This window comes from Mesorhizobium sp. C432A (genome assembly GCF_030323145.1).
In the GTDB taxonomy this organism is placed as follows: Bacteria; Pseudomonadota; Alphaproteobacteria; order Rhizobiales; family Rhizobiaceae; genus Mesorhizobium.
Genome location: NZ_CP100470.1, coordinates 1148945 through 1167844 on the forward strand (window position 1 = coordinate 1148945; position 18900 = coordinate 1167844).

Sequence of the window (18900 nt, forward strand, 5' to 3'; positions counted from 1 at the left end):
GATGAAGAACGTGCTGTTCGTCTGCAGCCAGAACCGCTTGCGCAGCCCGACCGCCGAGCAGGTGTTCTCCAAACGTAGGGATATCGAGGTCGCGTCGGCCGGCACCAACCACGACGCCCACACGCCGCTGACGCATGAGCTGGTCGCCTGGGCCGACATCGTCTTCGTGATGGAAAAGGCGCACCGCACCAAGCTGCAGAAGAAATTCAAGGAGAGCCTGAAGAAGGCCCGCGTCATCTGCCTCGACATCCCGGATGATTACGGATTCATGGATCCGGAGTTGGTGCGATTGCTGGAGGTGAGGGTGACGCGATACCTGGGCTGACTGATGTGGTTGGGGCGTTCCACGCCCGCGTTCGCCATCCTCGGGCTTCACCCGGGATTTGCCGCGAGGTTAAGGCGCTGCAGCGGTTCAGAATTCTGCGCCGCTGCATCCTTCGGCAGAGGTCACGGAATGGATCATAGGGTCTGCGCCGCGTCACTTCGCTCCTTGCTTCGCCCTAGGATGACGATGTTGCACCGATCGACAAACTAAGCGTCGTGCTTGAAGCGGCGCTTGCCGCGGTGTTTCTCGGCATGCGCCTCTCCGGTCCGGGCCGGCTTGGCGTCGCTCTTGTCCCGGCGGACGCTGTTCTGGTCGTTCATCGGATGCGGCGGCGCGCCTTCGCGGGCGCTCTTCGTTTCAAGACGGGTGATGAAGATATCGAAACGATTGGGCATCGTACGGTCAGTGCTCCGTCGTGCTGTCCGGTTTGTTGTCCGAAAGCCTGACATTCGTCGGCAAGGCGGTGGCCGCCCGACTGGCCAGGCCGGTGTCGCTTTCGGCGAGCGCACGCTTGCCCTTTCGCGCAGTGAAGCGCTTGCGCTCGGCATAATAGGGCTCGAAAACGTCCTGCAATTCCAGGCTGTCCATCCTGTCCTCCTCCTCAAGAGACTCAGGTATTCAATCCGCCAGCCACGCTTTCGTTCCCCACTGTGGCAAAGACATGGCCGCCGGGTTACATCGGCGTCAGGTTTGGCTCGACGTTCGGGATTTTGCAACCCGGCGCGCGCCGTGCCAAACAGGGCGAAATGGAGAGACCCCGGTGACCGGCGAGAAGCGCAGCTATGTGATTGGGCAGACCGAGGTCGCAGTCCGGCCGCTGGCGCCGGCGCTGTATCTGGTGGCGACGCCGATCGGCAACCTCTCCGACATCACGCTGCGCGCCTTGGAAACGCTGGCTGCCGCCGACATAGTCGCCTGCGAGGACACCCGCGTCTCACGCGTGCTGCTCGACCGCTACGGCATCCGCAGGCGCACAACCGCCTATCACGAACACAATGCCGGCGAGGCGGGACCGAAGCTGATCGCGGCACTCGAGGCCGGGCAGAGCGTGGCGCTGATTTCGGATGCCGGCACGCCGCTGATCTCCGACCCAGGCTACCGGCTGGTCGGCGAAGCGCTGGAGCGCGGCCTGCGCGTGGTGCCGATCCCCGGCCCATCGGCGCCGCTGGCGGCGCTGACGGCGTCGGGCCTGCCGTCCGACGCCTTCCTGTTTGCCGGGTTTCTGCCGGTGAAATCAGGGCAGCGGATGACAAAGCTGGAAACGTTCAGGGCGGTGCCGGCAACGCTGATCTTCTTCGAGTCGCCACGCCGGCTGGCCGAAACGCTGGTCGCCATGGTCGAGGCGTTGGGCGGCGCGCGCAAGGCCGCCATCGGCCGCGAGCTGACCAAGACTTTCGAAGAGATGCGGACGGGAACGCTGCAGGCGCTGGCCGATCATTATGCGGCGGCCGATACGCCGAAGGGCGAAATCGTCATCTGCGTCGGGCCCGCCGAGATCAAGGCCGACCAACCCGCCGACATCGACAGGCTGCTGCTGTCGCTGGCCGCCGAAATGCCGGCGTCCAAGGCGGCGGCGGAGGCGGCGAAGATGACCGGCGGGCAGAAGCAGGCGCTTTACCGGCGGCTGCTGGAACTCAGGGATGCGGTTGGAGAAGGTGAAGGTGGCTGAGCGCCCGGCCGCCAGCCGCCAAAAAGCCTATCGGCGCGGCCATCGCGGCGAGTGGCTGGCGGCAGCGGCGCTGATGCTGAAAGGTTATCGCATCCTCGCCCGCCGGCATCGCACCCGCTTCGGCGAGATCGACCTGATCGCCAGGCGCGGCGACCTGGTGCTGTTCGTCGAGGTCAAGGCGCGGCGCACGCTGATGGAAGCGATGGAGGCGATCGGCCACGAATCGGAGCGCCGCATCGAGGGCGCCGCCGACATCTGGCTGTCGCGGCAGCCGGACTACGGCAGATTGTCGATGCGCTTCGACATGATCGCGGTGCTGCCCTGGCGCTGGCCGGTGCATGTCGAGAACGCGTTTTTTGGGAGGAGTTAGCGGCCTTTACCCTCCCCCTTGTGGGGAGGGTCGGTGAGCAAGCGACGCGACGCGTCGTTGGCGAAACGGGGCGAGGGTGTGGCGCCCCCACCCCGATCCGCTTTGCGGATCGACTGACCGGGGCGAGCCGCCTGTCTCGCCCGTCCTTCGGACCCCCACAAGGGGGAGGGTAAAGCTCACCCCCAGATCATCAGCGCCACCAACCCCACAGTGCCCACCACCAGGCGCCACCAGCCGAAGAGCGAGTAGCCGTTGCGCGAGACGTAATCGAGCAGGAAGCGCACGACGATCAGCGCGGTAACGAAGGCGGCGATGAAGCCGATGGCGATGATCGGCAGGTCGGCGCTGCTCAGCACGTTGCGGTTCTTGAACAGGTCGAAGGCGAAGGCGCCGACCATGGTCGGGATGGCGAGGAAGAAGGAGAATTCCGCCGCCGCGCGCTTGTCGACGCCCAGCAGCAGCGCGCCGACGATGGTCGAGCCGGAGCGCGACGTCCCGGGGATCAGCGACAGGCACTGGAACAGGCCGATCTGCAGGTAAAGCCTTGTCGGGAAGCGCTCGACGTCGCGGTAGACCGGCTGCAGCTTCATGCGGTCGACGACCAGCAGCACGACGCCGCCGACGATCAGCATGATGCAGATCAGCCTTGGCGATTCGAACAGCACCGTCTTGATGAAATCATGCGCCAGCGCGCCGATGATGGCGGCCGGCAGGAAGGCAATCAGGATGCCGAGGACGAAATGCCGCGTCAGCCGGTCATGCGGCAGGTCGAGCAGCATCTGCCACAGGCGGCGGAAATAGACGCTGAGGATCGCCAGGATGGCGCCCAGCTGGATCAGGATCTCAAAAGCCTTGCCGGTGGAATGGAAGCCGAGGAAATGGCCGGCGAGCAGGATATGGCCGGTCGAGGAGACCGGGATGAACTCGGTCAGCCCCTCCAGCAGGCCGAGCAGCAGGGCTTCGACAATGGTATGGCTATCCATATGGCAACCTCGGCATTCAAGGGACGGAAGGAAACGGCTGGCAAAAGGGCTTGCTTGTCACGGCGCGGAAGTCCCCCTATAGGTCGCAGCACCGTGACGGCCGCATGACGGGCCGCCAAGACTTACCGGTGCGGACGGCGATTCGCCAGTGCGCCTTAATATCGCGGAATCATGCTGACGCTTTTCCATCACCCGATGTTCGCCACCTGCCGCTTCGTGCGCCTCGCCTTCGGCGAATATGGCGAGGAGCTGGCGCTGATCGAGGAAAAACCGTGGACGCGGCGCAAGGAGTTTTTGGCGCTGAACCCGGCCGGCACCTTGCCTATCCTGCTGGCCGAAGGCGACGTGCCGATCGTCGGCGCCATGGTGATCGCTGAATATCTCGACGAAACACGTGGTGTCCTGAAGCGCGACAAGCGCCTGTTTGCGGAAGACCCGATGCAGCGCGCCGAAATCCGCCGCCTGACCGACTGGTATCTCAACAAGGCCGAGAGCGAAGTGACCCGGCATCTGGTGCGCGAGCGCGTGCTGAAGCCGGTGATGCCGGAAACGGCGGGCGGCGGTTCCCCCGATTCGGCGGCGATCCGCGCAGCGCGCGCCAACATTCGCCAGCACATGAAGTACACCAACTGGCTGGCCGGCACCCGTCATTGGCTGGCCGGCAGCAAGGTCACCTATGCCGACCTGGCGGCAGCGGCGACGCTGTCGGTGCTGGATTATCTCGGCGAGATCGATTGGCGCGAGCATGCCGCGGCGCGCGAATGGTACACGCGGGTGAAATCGCGGCCGTCGTTCCGGCCGCTGCTCTCCGACCGGGTGCGCGGCCTGTCGCCGGTGTCGCATTATGCGGACCTCGACTTCTAGAAGCCAAACCCTGCGCGCGCTAGTCGACGCCGAGGCGCGGCGCGCCGGCTTCGATGCGGTTGCCGTCACCACGCCCGATGCGATCCCGCTGGCGCCAGCCAGATTGGCCGAATTCGTCGCCGATGGTTTTCACGGTTCGATGGCGTGGATTGCGGAGACGCTTCAACGCCGTAGCGAGCCTTCGACGCTGTGGCCCGAGGTGCGCTCGATCATCGTGCTGGCAATGAATTACGGCCCCGACCACGATCCGCGTGCGCTGCAGGCAAGGCGCGATCGCGGCGCGATCTCGGTCTATGCGCAAAACCGCGACTATCACGAGGTGATGAAGGGCCGGCTGAAGGAGATCGCCGGCAAGATCGTCGCGCGGGCCGGCGGCGACGTGAAGGTTTTCGTCGATACGGCGCCCGTGATGGAAAAGCCGCTGGCTGAGGCCGCCGGGCTCGGCTGGCAAGGCAAGCATACCAATCTGGTCAGCCGCGAGCACGGCTCCTGGCTGTTTCTCGGCACCATCTTCACCACGGCTGAGCTCACGCCCGATGCGACCGAGGTAGACCATTGCGGTTCCTGCCGCGCCTGTCTCGACGCCTGCCCGACCGATGCCTTTCCGGCGCCCTATCGGCTCGATGCCAGGCGCTGCATCTCCTACCTGACCATCGAGAACAAGGGGCCGATCCCGCAAGAATTCCGCGAAAAGATCGGCAACCGCATCTATGGCTGCGACGATTGTCTCGCCGCCTGCCCGTGGAACAAGTTTGCCCGCGCCGCTTCGGAAGCCAAGCTTGCTGCCCGCGACGAACTGCGCGAGCCGCCGCTGGGCGAGCTGTTGCAGCTGGACGACACGGCGTTCCGGTCTTTCTTCTCGGGCTCGCCGATCAAACGCATCGGCCGCGACCGCTTTGTCCGCAACGTGCTGACCGCCGCCGGCAATTCCGGCGATGTTTCGCTGGCCGGCCCGGTGCGCGCCCTCCTTGGCGACGCCTCGCCGCTGGTGCGCGGCGCGGCGATCTGGGCGCTGGCGCGGCTGGTGCCGGCCGCCGAATTCAACAGGCAGGCGGCGATCTACTCGAACACTGAAACCGACACGACAGTGCGGGGCGAATGGCTGTCCGTATTGCCAATTGAGGCGCACGCATGAGCGAAAAACAGGTTTTTATCTTTGGCGCCGGCTATTCGGGCAAAGCCTTTGCACGGGCCAATGCGGGCTGGCACGGTTTGCGCACTACGAATACCCCCACCCCTAACCCCTCCCCACAAGGGGGAGGGGAACTCGCGGAAGCGCCTACCTTCGCAGACCCAGCGACTGGGATCGGTAAGAGCGCGCGGCAACGTTCCCTCCCCCTTGTGGGGAGGGGTAGTGTGGGCGCCCCTCTTCACAAGAATCTCATTTTTGGCACCACGCGCTCATTGGAAAAATTCGACGCGCTGCGGCAGGTCGGCATCGCGCCGCTGCTGTTCGACGGCGCCCTGACCCCTGAAATCGGCGATGCGCTGGAAAAGACCACCCATCTCGTCGTCTCGGTGGCACCGGAGGAGGCCGGCGACCCTGTGCTTCTCGCCGCGCGCAAGGCGATCGAGGCGATGCCGGCGCTTCGCTGGATCGGCTATCTCTCGACCGTCGGCGTCTATGGCAATTATGACGGTGCCTGGGTCGATGAAACGGCCGAATGCCGGCCGGTGTCGAAACGCTCGTCGATGCGAGTGGCGGCCGAGCGGGGCTGGCTGCAGCTTGGACTCGAGACTGGCAAGCCGGTGGCCATCCTGCGGCTTTCCGGCATTTACGGGCCGGGTCGCAACGCGCTGGTCAATCTGGAAAACGGCACGGCCAGGCGGCTGGTCAAGCCCGACCAGGTGTTCAACCGCATCCATTGCGACGACATCGCCGGCGCGCTCTGGCACCTCATCGGTGGCAATAGAGGCGGCATTTTCAACATCACCGATGACGAGCCGGCGCCGCCGCAGGATGTCGTCACCTATGCCGCTTCGCTGATGGGCGTCGAGCCGCCGCCGGAGATTCCTTTCGAGACCGCCCAACTTTCGCCCATGGCGCGGTCCTTCTATGGCGAGAACAAGCGCGTCGCCAACGCCGCGATCAAGGCAGCGGGCTACCGGTTCCGCTATCCGGACTACCGCCAGGCGTTCGATCGGATGTGGGCCGACGGCAGCTGGCGCGACGGCGAGCCGCGCAGCCCGATGAAGGTAGATAATCGAAACGCGAGCCCGAGGGTGATATGATTCGATTGTGTTGCGGACTTTTGCAGTGGGGTTCATGACGATTTCGATGCGATCCTTGACCGGCAGACGGCCGTTCCTGACGGCGGCGCTGGCGGTCGTGGCGCTGGCCGGGCTGGTGGCGGGCGCAATCACGGCCGAGCCACGGGCAAAAGACCTGTTCGGCGCCAAGAAGCTGCCGGCGGTGGCTGCGGCGCAATCCTTCGGCTTCTATTCAAAGGGCTGCTTCACCGGCGGCGTCGCCATTCCGATGGACGGCCAGAACTGGGAGGTGATGCGTCCCTCGCGCAACCGGCGCTGGGGTCATCCAACGATGATCGCGCTGATCGAGAAACTGTCGCGCGATGCCGCCGCCGACGGCTGGCCGGGGCTTCTGATCGGCGACATTTCGCAGCCGCGCGGCGGCCCGATGCTGACCGGGCACGCCTCGCACCAGATCGGCCTCGACGCCGACATCTGGCTGACGCCGATGCCCGACCGCAAGCTTACGACCCAGGAGCGCGAAAACATCAGCGCCACGCTGATGGTCGACGACAAGACGCATCTGGTGAAGGACAGGCTGTGGAAGCCGATACATACCAAGCTGTTGAAGCGCGCCGCGAGCTATCCGGAAGTCGAGCGCATCCTGGTCAATCCAGGCATCAAGAAGAAGCTGTGCGACACCGTCACCGGCGACCGTACCTGGCTGAGAAAAATCCGGCCGTTCTGGGGCCATGACTATCATTTCCACATCCGCATCGGCTGCCAGCCGGGTTCGCCCAACTGCAAGGGACAGGAAGCGACGCCCGACGATGACGGCTGCGGCAAGCCGCTGGCCTGGTGGTTTACCGAGGAGCCGTGGCGGCCCAACAAGAACCCGGACGCGCCCAAGGCGCGCGACCTGATGACGATGGCGAACCTGCCGAAACAATGCCAGTTCGTGCTCGACCAGCCCGATGCCGACTCGGCCGAAGCCGTCACCTATCGCGGCGGCGGCGTGCCGATCGCCGCCAGGGCGCCGGAACCCGACGCGCCTCCGCCTATTGCGGGCAATGCGGGCGGGTTGCCAAACGCAGCCAACGCATTCACCGCCACGCCGGAGATCGGCATTCCCCTGCCAAGGCGACGGCCGCCGGCAAACGTCGGACAGTGATGGCGAACTGACGCTTTCCCTTTCCGGGGCCATGCGCTAGTCAATCGATTGAACACCGGGCGATTGAACACCGGGCGATTGAAAAACCGGGCGATTGAAACGGTCGCAACGGCGCCGCAAAGGGGACGAGCAAGAGCATGTCAGGCGACGACGACACCGCGTTGCGGTTTCCAGTGCTGATCGGCGACATCGGCGGCACCAATGCGCGCTTTTCGATCGTGCTCGACGCAAATTCGGAAGCCGGTGAGCCGCATATCGTGCAAACCGCCAATTTCGCCACCATAGACGAGGCGATCCAGGCGGCGGTGCTCGACCGGTCGTCCATCCGGCCGAATTCGGCAGTGCTGGCGATCGCCGGACCAGTCGATGGCGACGAGATCCCGCTTACCAACTGTCCCTGGGTGGTGAAGCCGAAGCAGATGTTTGCCAATCTGGGCCTGGGCGACATCGTCGTGCTCAACGATTTCGAGGCGCAGGCGCTGGCCGTCGTGGCGCTCGGCGAAGAGCATATGGAAAAGATCGGCGGCGGCGCGCCGGAGGAGAATGCCGGGCGTGTCGTGCTCGGCCCCGGCACCGGCCTCGGCGTCGCCGGGTTGGTTCATGCCCTCCACCACTGGATCCCGGTGCCTGGCGAAGGCGGCCATATGGATATCGGTCCGCGGACGCCGCGCGATTTCGAGGTGTTCCCGCATATCGAAAAGCTGGACGGCCGCATTTCGGGCGAGCAGATCCTGTGCGGGCGCGGTCTGGTCAATGTCTACCGGGCGGTCGCCAAGGCCGACGGCAAGCCGGCGCCGTTCACCACGCCGGCCGAAATCACCGGGGCGGCGCTGGCCAAGACCGACCCGGTTGCCGAGGAAGCGCTGGCGCTGTTCGTCACCTGCCTCGGCCGCACCGCCGGCGACCTCGCGCTGGTGTTCATGAGCCGCGGCGGCGTGTTTTTGACCGGCGGCATCGCGCAAAAGATCGTTCCGGCACTGAAGGAAGGCAATTTCCGTGCCGCCTTCGAGGACAAAGCGCCGCACAGCGCGCTGATGGCCTCAATGCCGGTCTATGTCATCACCCACCCGCTGGCAGCACTTCTGGGCCTTGCCGCCTATGCCCGCAACCCTTCGCTGTTCGGCGTCCAGACCGCGGGGCGGCGCTGGCGGGCATGATCCATTTCGTCCCGAAAACGGGTATTTTCCTGGAAATGGCTGCCGCTTTCGTGACCCCAACCTCGGGCCGCGACGAAGTTTCGCCATAGGCAAGCCGTAGCCGGGGCGCTAAGAGGGGGCCGAATTCCAGCCTGGCATCCCTAGGGCCGGATGATTTCAGATCGAATCGACCTGAAATCTGAATCCGGCTCTAAATCAAAGAGATAGAGCATGATGTCGTCCGAAAACCGCTTCACACTTTTCGGCATCATGCTCTAGCAAACCACGAAGCGCCCGCGATTTGACCGCTCAAAGTCCACTCAAACTGAAAGTCCAGCCAGCTGAGGTCACTGCGGTGCTGCGCCGCATCCTGGCCGAAAACGGTAGTGAATATCGCTGGACCTATGTCGTTGCCGTCGGCTGCCTGCTGATTGTTTCCGCCACCACCGCCTTCACGGCGTGGATCATGGCCCCGATGATCAACGAGATCTTCTACGAACGACGCGGCGACATGATCGTCTGGATCTGCGCCGGGTTCATGGCCGCCTCCGTGCTGCGCGGCTTCGCCGGTTACGGCCAGGCGGTCGCGTTGGCCAAGATCGGCAACAATCTGGTCGCCCGCTACCAGAAGCGCAGCTTCGACCATCTGATGAAGCTCGGCGTCGACTTCTTCAACGATACGCGTTCCGGTCGGCTGGCGGCACAGGTCAACGAGAATGTCGGCGGCGTTCGCGATCTGCTGTCGCTGACGCTGACCTCCATCAGCCGCGACGCGGTCTCGCTGATCGCCCTCGTTGGCGTCATGATCTACCAGGATCCGGTGTTGTCGCTCAGCTCGCTGCTGATCGGGCCGCCGCTGATCTGGGCCGTCGTCTACATCACCCGCCGATTGCGGCGCATCAACCGGGAATCGGTGCTGATCAACTCGCGGCTGAACGGGTCCGTACAGGAGGCCACGCAAGGCATCGCCATCGTCAAGGCCTTCACCCTGGAAGCCGAGCTGGCGCGCCGGATCGGCATCATGGCCGATACGGCCGAGCAGCGTAACAACAAGATCGCCCGGGTCGCGGAGCGGCTGTCGCCGATTTCCGAGATTTTGGGCGGTTTCGCCATTACCTCCGTCCTTGCCTATTCCGGCTACCGGGCGCTGGTGCTCGGACAACCACCAGGCGCTGTGTTTTCCTTCATCACCGCGCTGATCATGGCCTACGATCCGGCACGGCGCCTGGCTCGTACGCAGGTCGGTATGGAACGTGCCCTGGTCAACGCCCGGATGATTTACGAGCTGCTCGACCTGGAGCCTAAACAGGGCGATGCGCCCGACGCGGTCGAAGCCAGGATCACCACCGGCGAGGTTCGCTTCGACAATGTGACGTTCGGCTACAGCGCCGACATGCCGGTGATCAGGAACCTGAGTTTCACCGCCGCGGCCGGCAAGGTTACGGCGGTGGTCGGGGCCTCGGGTGCCGGCAAGACGACGCTCGTGGCGCTGCTGCAGCGCTTCTACGATGTCGACAAGGGTTCGATCGAGATCGATGGCCAGGACATTTCCAAAGTCACCAAGCACTCGCTGCGCGGCTCGATCGCCTATGTCTCGCAGGCGCCCTATCTGTTCGAAGGCAGCATACGCGACAACATCCGTTTTGGCCGACTTTCGGCGACCGACGCCGAGATCGAGCGGGCGGCGGTGCTGGCGGCGGCCGACGAGTTCATCCGTCAGCAGCCGCAGGGCTACGACACGCCCGTCGGCGAGGGCGGCTCGACCCTTTCCGGCGGCCAGCGCCAGCGCGTCTCGATTGCGCGGGCGATCGTGCGCAATGCGCCGATCCTTTTGCTCGACGAGGCGACCTCGGCGCTGGACAACGAGGCCGAGGCGCGCGTCCAGGAGGCGCTGACCCATGTGATGGAAGGGCGCACCACCATCGTGATAGCGCATCGCCTGTCGACGGTCGTCAACGCCGACCACATTATCGTGCTTGAAGAGGGGCGCCTGGTCGAGGAAGGCACCCATGCCGCGCTGATGGCCGATCCAAACAGTGTCTACGCCCGCTTCCACCGCATTCAAGGCAAGAACGGGTTGGGGCTTGTCGACGACTCCAAGCCCGTCCAAACTCCGGTCCGGCGCAACCGCGCCAAGAAGGCGGTGGGGAGAACAGCATGAGCGAATCCGGCGAAATGGGCCTGGTGGTGGTGGGGGCGGCCGGCCGCATGGGCCAGACGCTGATCCGCGCCATCCACTCGATCCCCGGCGCCCGCGTCGTCGGCGCGGTCGAACGAACCGGATCGCCCTATCTCGGCAGGGATGCGGGCGAGCTTGCCGGCATCGGCATCATCAATGTGACGGTCGGCGACGATCCGCTGCCGGTGTTCGCCAAGGCCGACGGCGTGCTCGATTTCACCATGCCGGCAGCCACCGTCGAATTCGCAGGCTATGCCGCGCAGGCACGCATTGCCCATGTCATCGGCACCACCGGCTGCTCGGCGGAAGACGACGCCAGGATCGAGGCCGCGGCCCGCCACGCTACGATCGTCAAATCCGGCAATATGAGCCTCGGCGTCAATCTTCTGGCGGTGCTGGTCGAGCAGGCCGCGCGCGTGCTCGGTCCAGAGGATTTCGACATCGAGATCCTCGAAATGCATCACAAGCACAAGGTCGACGCGCCGTCGGGCACCGCCTTGCTGCTCGGCGAAGCGGCGGCGGCGGGACGCGGCATTTCCCTTGCCGGCAACGATGTGCGGTCACGCGACGGCCATACCGGCGTGCGCAAGCCAGGAACGATCGGCTTTGCCAGCTTGCGCGGTGGCTCGGTGGTCGGCGACCACAGCGTCATCCTGGCCGGGACCGGCGAGCGCATCACGCTGTCGCACCATGCCGAGGACCGCGCCATCTTTGCCCGCGGCGCGGTCAAGGCCGCGCTCTGGGCGCGCGGTAAAAAGCCTGGACTTTATTCCATGCGGGACGTGCTCGGCTTGAGCTAAACTATCCATAATTTTGAAGGAGCAAACATGTCGGGAACTCTCGTGCTCGTGCGCCACGGCCAGAGCGAATGGAACCTGAAGAACCTGTTCACCGGCTGGCGCGATGTCGACCTTACCGAGCAGGGCCACAAGGAGGCCAAGGAAGCCGGCCAGAAGCTCAAGGCACGCGGCTTGAAATTCGACATTGCCTTCACCTCGGCGCTGATCCGGGCGCAGAAGACCTGCCAGCACATTCTCGACGCGGTCGGCCAGAGCGATTTGAAGACGATCCGCGACCAGGCGCTGAACGAGCGCGACTATGGCGATCTCTCCGGCCTCAACAAGGACGACGCGCGCCAGAAGTGGGGCGAGGAGCAGGTGCACATCTGGCGCCGCTCCTACGACGTGCCGCCGCCCGGCGGCGAAAGCCTGAAGGACACCGGCGCCCGCGTCTGGCCCTATTACCTGCACGACATGCAGTCGCATGTTCTGAAAGGCGGCACCGTGCTGGTCGCCGCGCATGGCAATTCGCTGCGCGCGCTGATCATGGCGCTGGACGGCAAGAGCGGCGAGGAGATCGTCAAGCTCGAGCTCGGCACCGGCGTGCCGGTGATCTACAAGCTCAACGCCGATTCCACTGTGGCGTCGAAGGACGTGCTGGAGGGGTGAGGTTTTCGGCCAGCGCATTCGCCAAGTCGGCGCTGCCCCTCATTGCCCTGCCGGGCAGTTCTCCCGGTATAGTGACGGGGAGAAAGGGCTGGCCGCAGCCTCGGCGCTCTTCTTGTGACGCAGGTGACCGGCGAAAATCATCGATGAGAGCGCCCCTATCCCCGTCACTGTACGGGGAGAGGATGCCGGCAGGCAGGTGAGGGGCGGCGCTGACCCCCGGGAAACTAAGCCGGCAGGCAGCGGCCCTCGAAAAAGCGCGTTGACACATATCGTTTGCCCGCTTACATGAGCCCGCACCAGCCCAGATGGCGGAATTGGTAGACGCGCACGGTTCAGGTCCGTGTTCCGCAAGGAGTGGAGGTTCGAGTCCTCTTCTGGGCACCAAATTCCCGTTTCGGATAAGTCCGAAATGATTTAGACGCGAAGCAAAAAAGCCCGGTTCCCGGGCTTTTTTGCTGATGGATGACAGATAGTCCGGCGGAGGGTCAATGCGGCGGGCGAACCGCTTTCATTGCTTCTTCTTCGAGTGTCTGGAGCTTCTCCCGAATCTCCTCCGGCTCGGCATGCTCCAAGCCGACGACATCGTTTCTGGTCTCATTCAGCGAAACGATAATCTCATCAAGCTTGGCGTGAATGGCGGCCGTGTCGCGGTAACCCTGGATCAGCACAACGCCGGTGATCACGATGGCCGCTACCGACAATGCGTAGGTGACCACATTCGTCAGGCCGAATGGCACCAACGCAGTACAGAGCAGCATGGCTACAAGAAGGACATAGAAGCCCGGTGGCCGGGATAGAAAGTCGCCCATCACAAACAGGAAGCGATTCATATCAAGGCCGCGGTCAAAAATGCCACGAGTGCGGTGACGGCTACGCAAATTGGAATTGCCGCGAGTAAGGCAGCTTCCAGGACCCAAGTTTCCTTGTCGCTAAACATCAGACATCCTCCCGTTGAGAAAAGGCTGCCCGTAGACTTTCACAGGGCAGCCACAGCCCGCCGCTCCAGACCGGAGCGGCGGGCTCGCGCGTTATTCGATGATCTGCACGACCTTGCGCGTGTCGGGATCGACGAGAACCGCATGATCTCCGACAACCGTATACTTGTAGCGGACATCCGGAACGTCGATTGCGTGGAGCTCGACAGTGTCGGGAAGTGCCGTGCCGACGTTGAGTTCGACGCCGAGCAAACTGACTGAGGCCAGCTTCTGCTTATGGATATATTCGCGAACGACCGTCTGTTGTTCGGGCTTGAGAACAATAACATCCTCGGCAAACGAGGTGCCGATGCCCGCCATAAGGACGAGGGCGCCGGCGGCGCTGACGAAATACCTGGTCATGGGAATTTCCCTTTCATAGGTCAGTTTGAAGGCGTGGATACGAGCAGATCAGCCGCCACTCGCAGGGGCTGGGGCAGGTGCCGCAGGCTTTGCAGGTGCAGCCGGAGCTTCCACCTTTGGCGCTTCAACCTTGACGTTGATATCCTTGCCGCCGTCGCCGCGGATATTGATGACGCCGGTAAAAATAAGCAACACTACGACCGCAACAAGTGCAAGAACAACAGCAATCGCAGTGCCGCCGCCACCCCCAGAATTAACAACAGTTGGGCCGTCTGCCATGTGTTCCTCTCCTGTTTTATTTAGTTGCATTTGGGAAACGCCTGCCCCGCTTGAACGTTCCGCCTCGGGACTTGGGTCTTAGCTGATATCCGACTTTGGTCTGGTTCGCCGCGGACTGAAGTCACAGGAACAATCTGGCTGATCTCAAGTTCGGTCCCTCGGCGAACAGGCGTGGTGCCGTCGCCGGATTACGCGAGGAGAAAACCATGAAAATCCACTTTGCAAGTGCCGCTGCAGGCTTGTTGCTTTTGGCTGGGGTCGGCGCCGCCGCAGCTCAGGATGTCGTCATCACACCGGAGCAGGATACGGTCGTCCGCGAATACGTGAAAAAGCAGCCGCTGGCTTCGGTGAAGATCCCGGGCGTGGAGCTGAACGTCGGCAGTGCCTTGCCTGATACGGTCGAGCTGCACGAAGTTCCCAACGTCAAATACCGCTACGTCGTGGTCGACAACCGCACCGTCCTGGTCGATCCCAGCACCCGGAAAATTGTGAAGGTCTACGACTGATCGAATAGCTGCCGCCCGCCGCCGGCCATGGCGGCGGGCAGCGGATTTCACATTGCGCTCCAGGATGATCGAAGATGATCGATGACGTCGAGACATCGCCAGCCCTTGATACCCGCCTGGGTTCTCTCAGGGCGAGAATGCGCGATGCGCGCATAACAGAGGCCGACATGAAGACCTTTCAGAAAGTCGCATCCATCATGGTTGGCGGCAGTGGCCGCATCAGTGGCGATGACCTGATTGCAGCTTCGTTCGTCCTCGAGGACCAGCCGGAAGGCTTGTAAGGGCGAAGTACTCACGTGTGCAGGCTCCCGCAACGCTGATCCCAAGTGTTCTGGTGCTGAACACATTCCTGCTGCGGGCCGGCGTCGAAGGCGTGCCCGCTGGCGAGGTCGCGTCGCGCTCAAGCATCGTCCAGAACACCATGTCGCCGCATGTGAAGATACCCGGCCATGCGAGCCGATGCCGGCGCCGTATCAGCGCGGCCGGCAGAACCGGCAGGCCGGTCCAGAGCGTCGCCACGCCTATGGTCACAAATGTCACCGAGGCCAGTTTGGTCCAGATCGGATGATGGTAGCGGGCGATCGCCATCTCGACCGTACGGGCGCCGGCCTGGGAAGGACCCACCAGCGCGCCGAGGCCGACCGCCGGCCCAGCGTGGTCGGCGCGCTGTTTACCCTGCAACGCGCGGCTATGCGGCGTGCTCGCACAAGTTAGCTCCAACTTGAGGCACGGCGTGAAGTCTCGGTGCTTGCCCCCACGATGGCGAGGTACGAAGTCAAAGGCGGTCACGCTCCGCAATCACGAGATTTGTCGATAATAAGCGATATTAGGCTGTATTCGCGACTATTCGATCGCTCTTCCATAGTGGGCGATTAGATAAAATTGGAAATGATATCCCGGATCGGAGGAGATCGAGCCATTCGGACCGGCATCAGCATGATTGAACCGCAGCCACCGTAAGTTGACAGTGATCACCAGCGGGATCGGATTTGGTACGAAGTCTTAATACGTCTCACCTAAGGTCCAACTTTGACTTCGGGAGCGCGACGTTCGACAGAAATATCTCCGCAGGTTACATTCGCCAGTCAGACAGCGCTCCGCACTCGAATGGATGTCTCTGAATGCCGGGCCTCACGCCTTCACGACCGCACCCGAGAACCTTGGGATGGATGGGCACGACAGCGCTCGCCATGGGTGGCAGCAATCAAAGCCTGTTTCTGATTGCCGCCCTTTTTGTCGGCCAGGGGAATATTCCCGGTCAAGGAAGCGCTGCTGTTCCTTTGCTCGTTGTTGGTCTGCTTCTAGGCTGGGCCGCCGCGCCGGCTTGGACCGAGTTGGTTCTCATGTGGCCAAACCGCGTCGGCGGTATCTCTGCAGCGTGCGCCGAAGCCTTCCGACCTTACAGTCCCGTTCTCTCCGCTCTGACCGGCACCTGCTATTGGTGGGGTTGGGTGCCTACCTGCGGACTGACAGCGGTTCTTTCAGCGTCTGCAATCCAGCAATGGTACCTGCCGGGCCTCCCCGTGGAGGCGGTCGCCTGCGGGCTTATCGCATTCTTTACGGCGGTCAACCTGTGTGGAATCAAGTGGGTGGTCCAACTGGCGATCCCGATCGCCACTGCCTCCGCGACGCTTGCGTTTCTCTCATCCCTCGTTCCGGTCATCAGTGGCTCGGTCGACTGGCGGCAGGCGACGGATTTTGCCCTGACCAGCCCGTTTACCGGCCTGTTCGGCGACATCACGTCGGTGATGGCGGGACTGTACCTGATCGGGTTTGCCGCACCGGCATTTGAGGCTGCAGCCTGCCATGTTGGCGAAACCATCGATCCCAACCGCAACATTCCTCTGGCGATGTGGGCCAGCGCCGCAATGGCCGGCGTCTATTTCCTGGTCCTGCCGGTTGTCTGGCTGGGTGTGCTCGGACCGGAGCCGCTCGGCACCGACCTCGCCATAGCTCTTGGGCCTACCTTTGCGCCCTTGTTGGGGAGTTTCGGCAAGGCGGCCGCCATCTGGCTCATCATGCTGAACATGTTCCATGGAACGTTGCAGCCATTGGCAGGCGCCGCGCGGACCCTTGCGCAACTGAGCGAAGACGGCCTGCTGCCGAGCTTCCTGGCCAGGCGCACCTCAACAGATTGTCCCTGGGCGGCAACGCTGCTCACAGCTGCCGCGGCAATCGGCTTCATGCTGTGCGGGTATCCGCTCTGGATGATCGCCGCGGCCAATTTTACGTACCTGATCAGCATCTGCATGCCAAACATCGCAGTCTGGCTCTTGCGCCGTGACAGTCCCGAAGCCGAGCGACCCTTCCGGGCTCCCAGGGGAACGATCATCCTTGGCGTAGGCGCGGCTGCAATATGGCTGTTGACCGCCATACTGGGATTTCAGCAATTTGGCCTTCCTACCGTCCTGTTCGGTCTGGCTTTGGCATATTCGGGTGCTGCGCTCTACGCCTGGCGCGCTATGGAGGATCGATACGCACTCGGTCTACCCTTGCTGCCACATACGCTTCACCTGAAGCTTACCGGAGCCATGCTTTTTGTGCTCGTGCTTGACGGTGCCGGCTATTTCCTGGCGATCGGCAGCGTTCCCCAAGGCGACACTTCATTGGTCGCCGCGCTGGAGGACATTTTTGTCGTTGTCGCGCTGCTGACCATCAGCGTTGGCCTGATCTTGCCGGGAATGATCACCCATTCGGCGACCGAGGTGAGCAACGCGGCAAAGCGTCTGACATCCGGAACGCTGAAGGATTTCTCTCTTGCCATGGTCGCCCTGGGGCGGGGAGACCTCGCTGCGGCCCATGCCTCCGTGAATATCATGCCGGTTACGGTAAACTCTCGTGACGAACTTGGAGAGATGGCCGAAAGCTTCAACCTGCTCCAGGACAAGGTGAGGGAAGCCGCCCACGGCCTGGACGACGCGCGCGAGAACATGAACGTAGCGCGCACCGAACTGATGGCACGGCACGAGGAAATCGCGCATCTCGCGCACCACGATCCGCTTACCGGCCTGGCGAACCGAGCCGCGCTTGCAGCACACCTGGCCACGACGCTCGAGCGCGCAAAAGCAACGCACGCCAGTTTTGCCGTCTTCAGCATCGACCTTGACCATTTTAAAGAGGCGAACGACGTTTTCGGGCACGCCGCCGGCGACGATCTGCTTTGCACCATCTCCCGGCGTCTCCAAACCGCGGCGCCTGAGGCCTTTATCGCGCGCATGGGCGGCGACGAGTTCACGGTTGTCCTGGCCATGGATCACCGGTCCGCGAGTGCCAAGGACGTTGCGGACCGTCTGTTCGAATCGGCGGCAGGCAAATTCGAAATCCGGGGCCAGCACATTTCGATCGGGGTGAGCATCGGGGCGGCGATCTATCCGAAAGACGGTGAGAATGCCGCGGCGCTGATGGCAAATGCCGACGCAGCGCTCTACCGGGCCAAGGCGGACGGCCGTCGAATGGTGCAATTCTTCGATCCTGAGATGGATAAGCGGCTAAGAGAGCGCTACGCCTTGCAGCGAGATTTGCGCTCTGCGGTCGCCCATGGCGAACTTGTGCTTCATTATCAGCCGCAAGCCAGGATGGACGGCGAAATCTTCGGCTTCGAGGCACTCGCCCGATGGCACCATCCAAAGCATGGGCTCATCTCCCCAAACGCGTTTGTCTCGCTTGCCGAACAGGATGGCACGATCGTTGAGATAGGTGAATGGACGCTCAGGCAGGCGTGCAGAGACGCGGCCTCCTGGCCCTCACCGCTGCAGATCGCCGTCAACCTCTCTCCCGTGCAATTCCGTTTCGGGGACCTGGTAGGCCTCGTTCATTCTATCCTCTACGAGACCGGCCTTGCTCCGGGGCGGCTGGAACTGGAAATCACGGAAGGGGTTCTCATCCGCGACCGGGCAACTGCCTTGTCGGTTTTGCGGAGGTTGAAGGCGTTGGGCGTCAGGGTCTCGATGGATGATTTTGGCACGGGGTATGCCTCACTGTCCTCGTTGCAGGCGTTTCCCTTCGACAAGATCAAGATCGATCGCAGTTTTGTTTCGGGTGTCGGCTCGAATGTCCAATCGGCCGCCATCGTGCGCACGATACTCAGCCTGGGGAATGCGCTGGCCTTGCCTGTCATCGCGGAGGGTGTCGAAACAGAGGACGAGCGTGCCTTCCTGATGAAGGAAGGATGTCCCGAAATCCAAGGATATCTGGTGGGGCGCCCGCATCCGATAGCGCTCTACAAAGATGTGACGAATGGGCTTTCGCCGGGATCTGCCTTCGGGGAGCCCGAGGATACCACCGCACCCCAGGCGCTTGGCGTAACGCGATAGCCCGGCGCCGACCGTCGGCGCGCTGCTCTTGCAGCATCCCGGTGAGCGAGGACTGCTGGCGGTACTGCTCGGGCTCGCCCTTATAAAGGTCGCACTGGTCGGCGCGCTGTTTGCCTTGCAGCGCGGGGCC

Annotated in this window: 20 protein-coding genes, 1 tRNA gene and 1 pseudogene; 17 read left to right on the top strand and 5 right to left on the bottom strand. The window is 63.3% G+C overall.

Translation table 11 applies throughout. The annotated features are described in order from the left end of the window. Window position 1 precedes the first annotated feature (1 nt). A complete protein-coding gene (locus NLY33_RS05435) occupies window positions 2–325 on the top strand; it encodes a low molecular weight protein tyrosine phosphatase family protein (RefSeq protein ID WP_023702417.1) in 324 nt (107 codons plus the stop codon). A 188-nt stretch (window positions 326–513) separates the two neighbouring features. Then, window positions 514–648: pseudogene (locus NLY33_RS05440) on the top strand (EamA family transporter); the annotation flags it as partial. Window positions 649–727: 79 nt separating this feature from the next. Here NLY33_RS05440 and NLY33_RS05445 read toward each other — a convergent pair. Continuing rightward, the gene (locus tag NLY33_RS05445; protein WP_023687558.1) at window positions 728–913 is read right to left on the bottom strand and encodes a hypothetical protein; all 186 of its coding nucleotides are present in this window, start codon (window positions 911–913) and stop codon (window positions 728–730) included. A gap of 172 nt (window positions 914–1085) precedes the next feature. On the opposite strand from NLY33_RS05445, the gene rsmI reads away from it, so the two are divergent. Together rsmI and NLY33_RS05455 are read left to right on the top strand one after the other, a co-directional pair. After that, window positions 1086–1994, top strand: a complete 909-nt coding sequence (gene rsmI, locus NLY33_RS05450) for a 16S rRNA (cytidine(1402)-2'-O)-methyltransferase (RefSeq protein WP_023706955.1) — start codon at window positions 1086–1088, stop codon at window positions 1992–1994. Continuing rightward, the gene (locus NLY33_RS05455; protein ID WP_023698068.1) at window positions 1987–2364 is read left to right on the top strand and encodes a YraN family protein; all 378 of its coding nucleotides are present in this window, start codon (window positions 1987–1989) and stop codon (window positions 2362–2364) included. Before rsmI ends, NLY33_RS05455 begins: the two co-directional genes overlap by 8 nt. A gap of 176 nt (window positions 2365–2540) precedes the next feature. Here NLY33_RS05455 and NLY33_RS05460 read toward each other — a convergent pair whose 3' ends face one another. Then, window positions 2541–3347 carry an undecaprenyl-diphosphate phosphatase gene (locus tag NLY33_RS05460; protein ID WP_023702420.1) on the bottom strand — a complete coding sequence of 269 codons (807 nt, stop codon included), beginning with the start codon at window positions 3345–3347 and terminating at the stop codon, window positions 2541–2543. Between the two features lie 171 nt (window positions 3348–3518). Here NLY33_RS05460 and NLY33_RS05465 point away from each other — a divergent pair, with 171 nt between their 5' ends. From NLY33_RS05465 to NLY33_RS05505, 9 genes are all read left to right on the top strand, one after another. Continuing rightward, window positions 3519–4211 (top strand): glutathione S-transferase family protein, encoded by a 693-nt coding sequence (locus NLY33_RS05465; RefSeq protein ID WP_023672063.1) that lies wholly within the window; start codon window positions 3519–3521, stop codon window positions 4209–4211. Next, window positions 4192–5346 carry a tRNA epoxyqueuosine(34) reductase QueG gene (gene queG / locus NLY33_RS05470; RefSeq protein WP_023672064.1) on the top strand — a complete coding sequence of 385 codons (1155 nt, stop codon included), beginning with the start codon at window positions 4192–4194 and terminating at the stop codon, window positions 5344–5346. Before NLY33_RS05465 ends, queG begins: the two co-directional genes overlap by 20 nt. Continuing rightward, on the top strand, window positions 5343–6443 hold the full coding sequence (locus NLY33_RS05475; RefSeq protein WP_023672065.1) for an SDR family oxidoreductase: 1101 nt from the start codon (window positions 5343–5345) through the stop codon (window positions 6441–6443). Before queG ends, NLY33_RS05475 begins: the two co-directional genes overlap by 4 nt. 46 nt (window positions 6444–6489) lie before the next feature. Further along, entirely contained in the window at window positions 6490–7572 is a 1083-nt protein-coding gene (gene mepA, locus NLY33_RS05480; RefSeq protein WP_488473627.1) for a penicillin-insensitive murein endopeptidase, read from the top strand. A gap of 137 nt (window positions 7573–7709) precedes the next feature. Continuing rightward, a complete protein-coding gene (locus NLY33_RS05485) occupies window positions 7710–8729 on the top strand; it encodes a glucokinase (protein ID WP_023672067.1) in 1020 nt (339 codons plus the stop codon). A gap of 280 nt (window positions 8730–9009) precedes the next feature. After that, window positions 9010–10869, top strand: coding sequence for an ABC transporter ATP-binding protein (locus NLY33_RS05490; protein ID WP_023708799.1), 1860 nt, complete (start codon window positions 9010–9012; stop codon window positions 10867–10869). Next, entirely contained in the window at window positions 10866–11687 is an 822-nt protein-coding gene (gene dapB / locus NLY33_RS05495) for a 4-hydroxy-tetrahydrodipicolinate reductase (RefSeq protein ID WP_023708800.1), read from the top strand. Before NLY33_RS05490 ends, dapB begins: the two co-directional genes overlap by 4 nt. Window positions 11688–11714: 27 nt before the next feature. Beyond that, a complete protein-coding gene (locus NLY33_RS05500) occupies window positions 11715–12335 on the top strand; it encodes a 2,3-bisphosphoglycerate-dependent phosphoglycerate mutase (RefSeq protein ID WP_023672068.1) in 621 nt (206 codons plus the stop codon). Window positions 12336–12634: 299 nt separating this feature from the next. Then, window positions 12635–12719: transfer RNA gene (locus NLY33_RS05505), tRNA-Leu, on the top strand. Window positions 12720–12820: 101 nt separating this feature from the next. Here NLY33_RS05505 and NLY33_RS05510 read toward each other — a convergent pair. From NLY33_RS05510 to NLY33_RS05520, 3 genes are all read right to left on the bottom strand, one after another. Continuing rightward, window positions 12821–13165, bottom strand: a complete 345-nt coding sequence (locus NLY33_RS05510) for a low affinity iron permease family protein (protein ID WP_023672069.1) — start codon at window positions 13163–13165, stop codon at window positions 12821–12823. A 198-nt stretch (window positions 13166–13363) separates the two neighbouring features. Further along, complete coding sequence (locus NLY33_RS05515) at window positions 13364–13672, bottom strand: DUF1236 domain-containing protein (protein WP_023672071.1); 309 nt, start codon at window positions 13670–13672, stop codon at window positions 13364–13366. A 48-nt stretch (window positions 13673–13720) separates the two neighbouring features. Continuing rightward, a complete protein-coding gene (locus NLY33_RS05520) occupies window positions 13721–13981 on the bottom strand; it encodes a hypothetical protein (protein ID WP_245261219.1) in 261 nt (86 codons plus the stop codon). 176 nt (window positions 13982–14157) lie between these two features. On the opposite strand from NLY33_RS05520, the gene NLY33_RS05525 reads away from it, so the two are divergent. The 4 genes from NLY33_RS05525 to NLY33_RS05540 all read left to right on the top strand — a co-directional run bounded on the left by NLY33_RS05525 (window position 14158) and on the right by NLY33_RS05540 (window position 18770). Further along, a complete protein-coding gene (locus NLY33_RS05525) occupies window positions 14158–14457 on the top strand; it encodes a DUF1236 domain-containing protein (RefSeq protein WP_023681215.1) in 300 nt (99 codons plus the stop codon). 74 nt (window positions 14458–14531) lie between these two features. Next, window positions 14532–14738, top strand: a complete 207-nt coding sequence (locus NLY33_RS05530; protein WP_023681214.1) for a hypothetical protein — start codon at window positions 14532–14534, stop codon at window positions 14736–14738. A 17-nt stretch (window positions 14739–14755) separates the two neighbouring features. After that, window positions 14756–15025: a hypothetical protein gene (locus NLY33_RS05535; protein WP_031196666.1), complete on the top strand. Its 270-nt coding sequence runs from the start codon at window positions 14756–14758 to the stop codon at window positions 15023–15025. A gap of 553 nt (window positions 15026–15578) precedes the next feature. After that, a complete protein-coding gene (locus tag NLY33_RS05540; protein WP_084565871.1) occupies window positions 15579–18770 on the top strand; it encodes an amino acid permease in 3192 nt (1063 codons plus the stop codon). The last annotated feature ends 130 nt before the right edge of the window (window positions 18771–18900 follow it).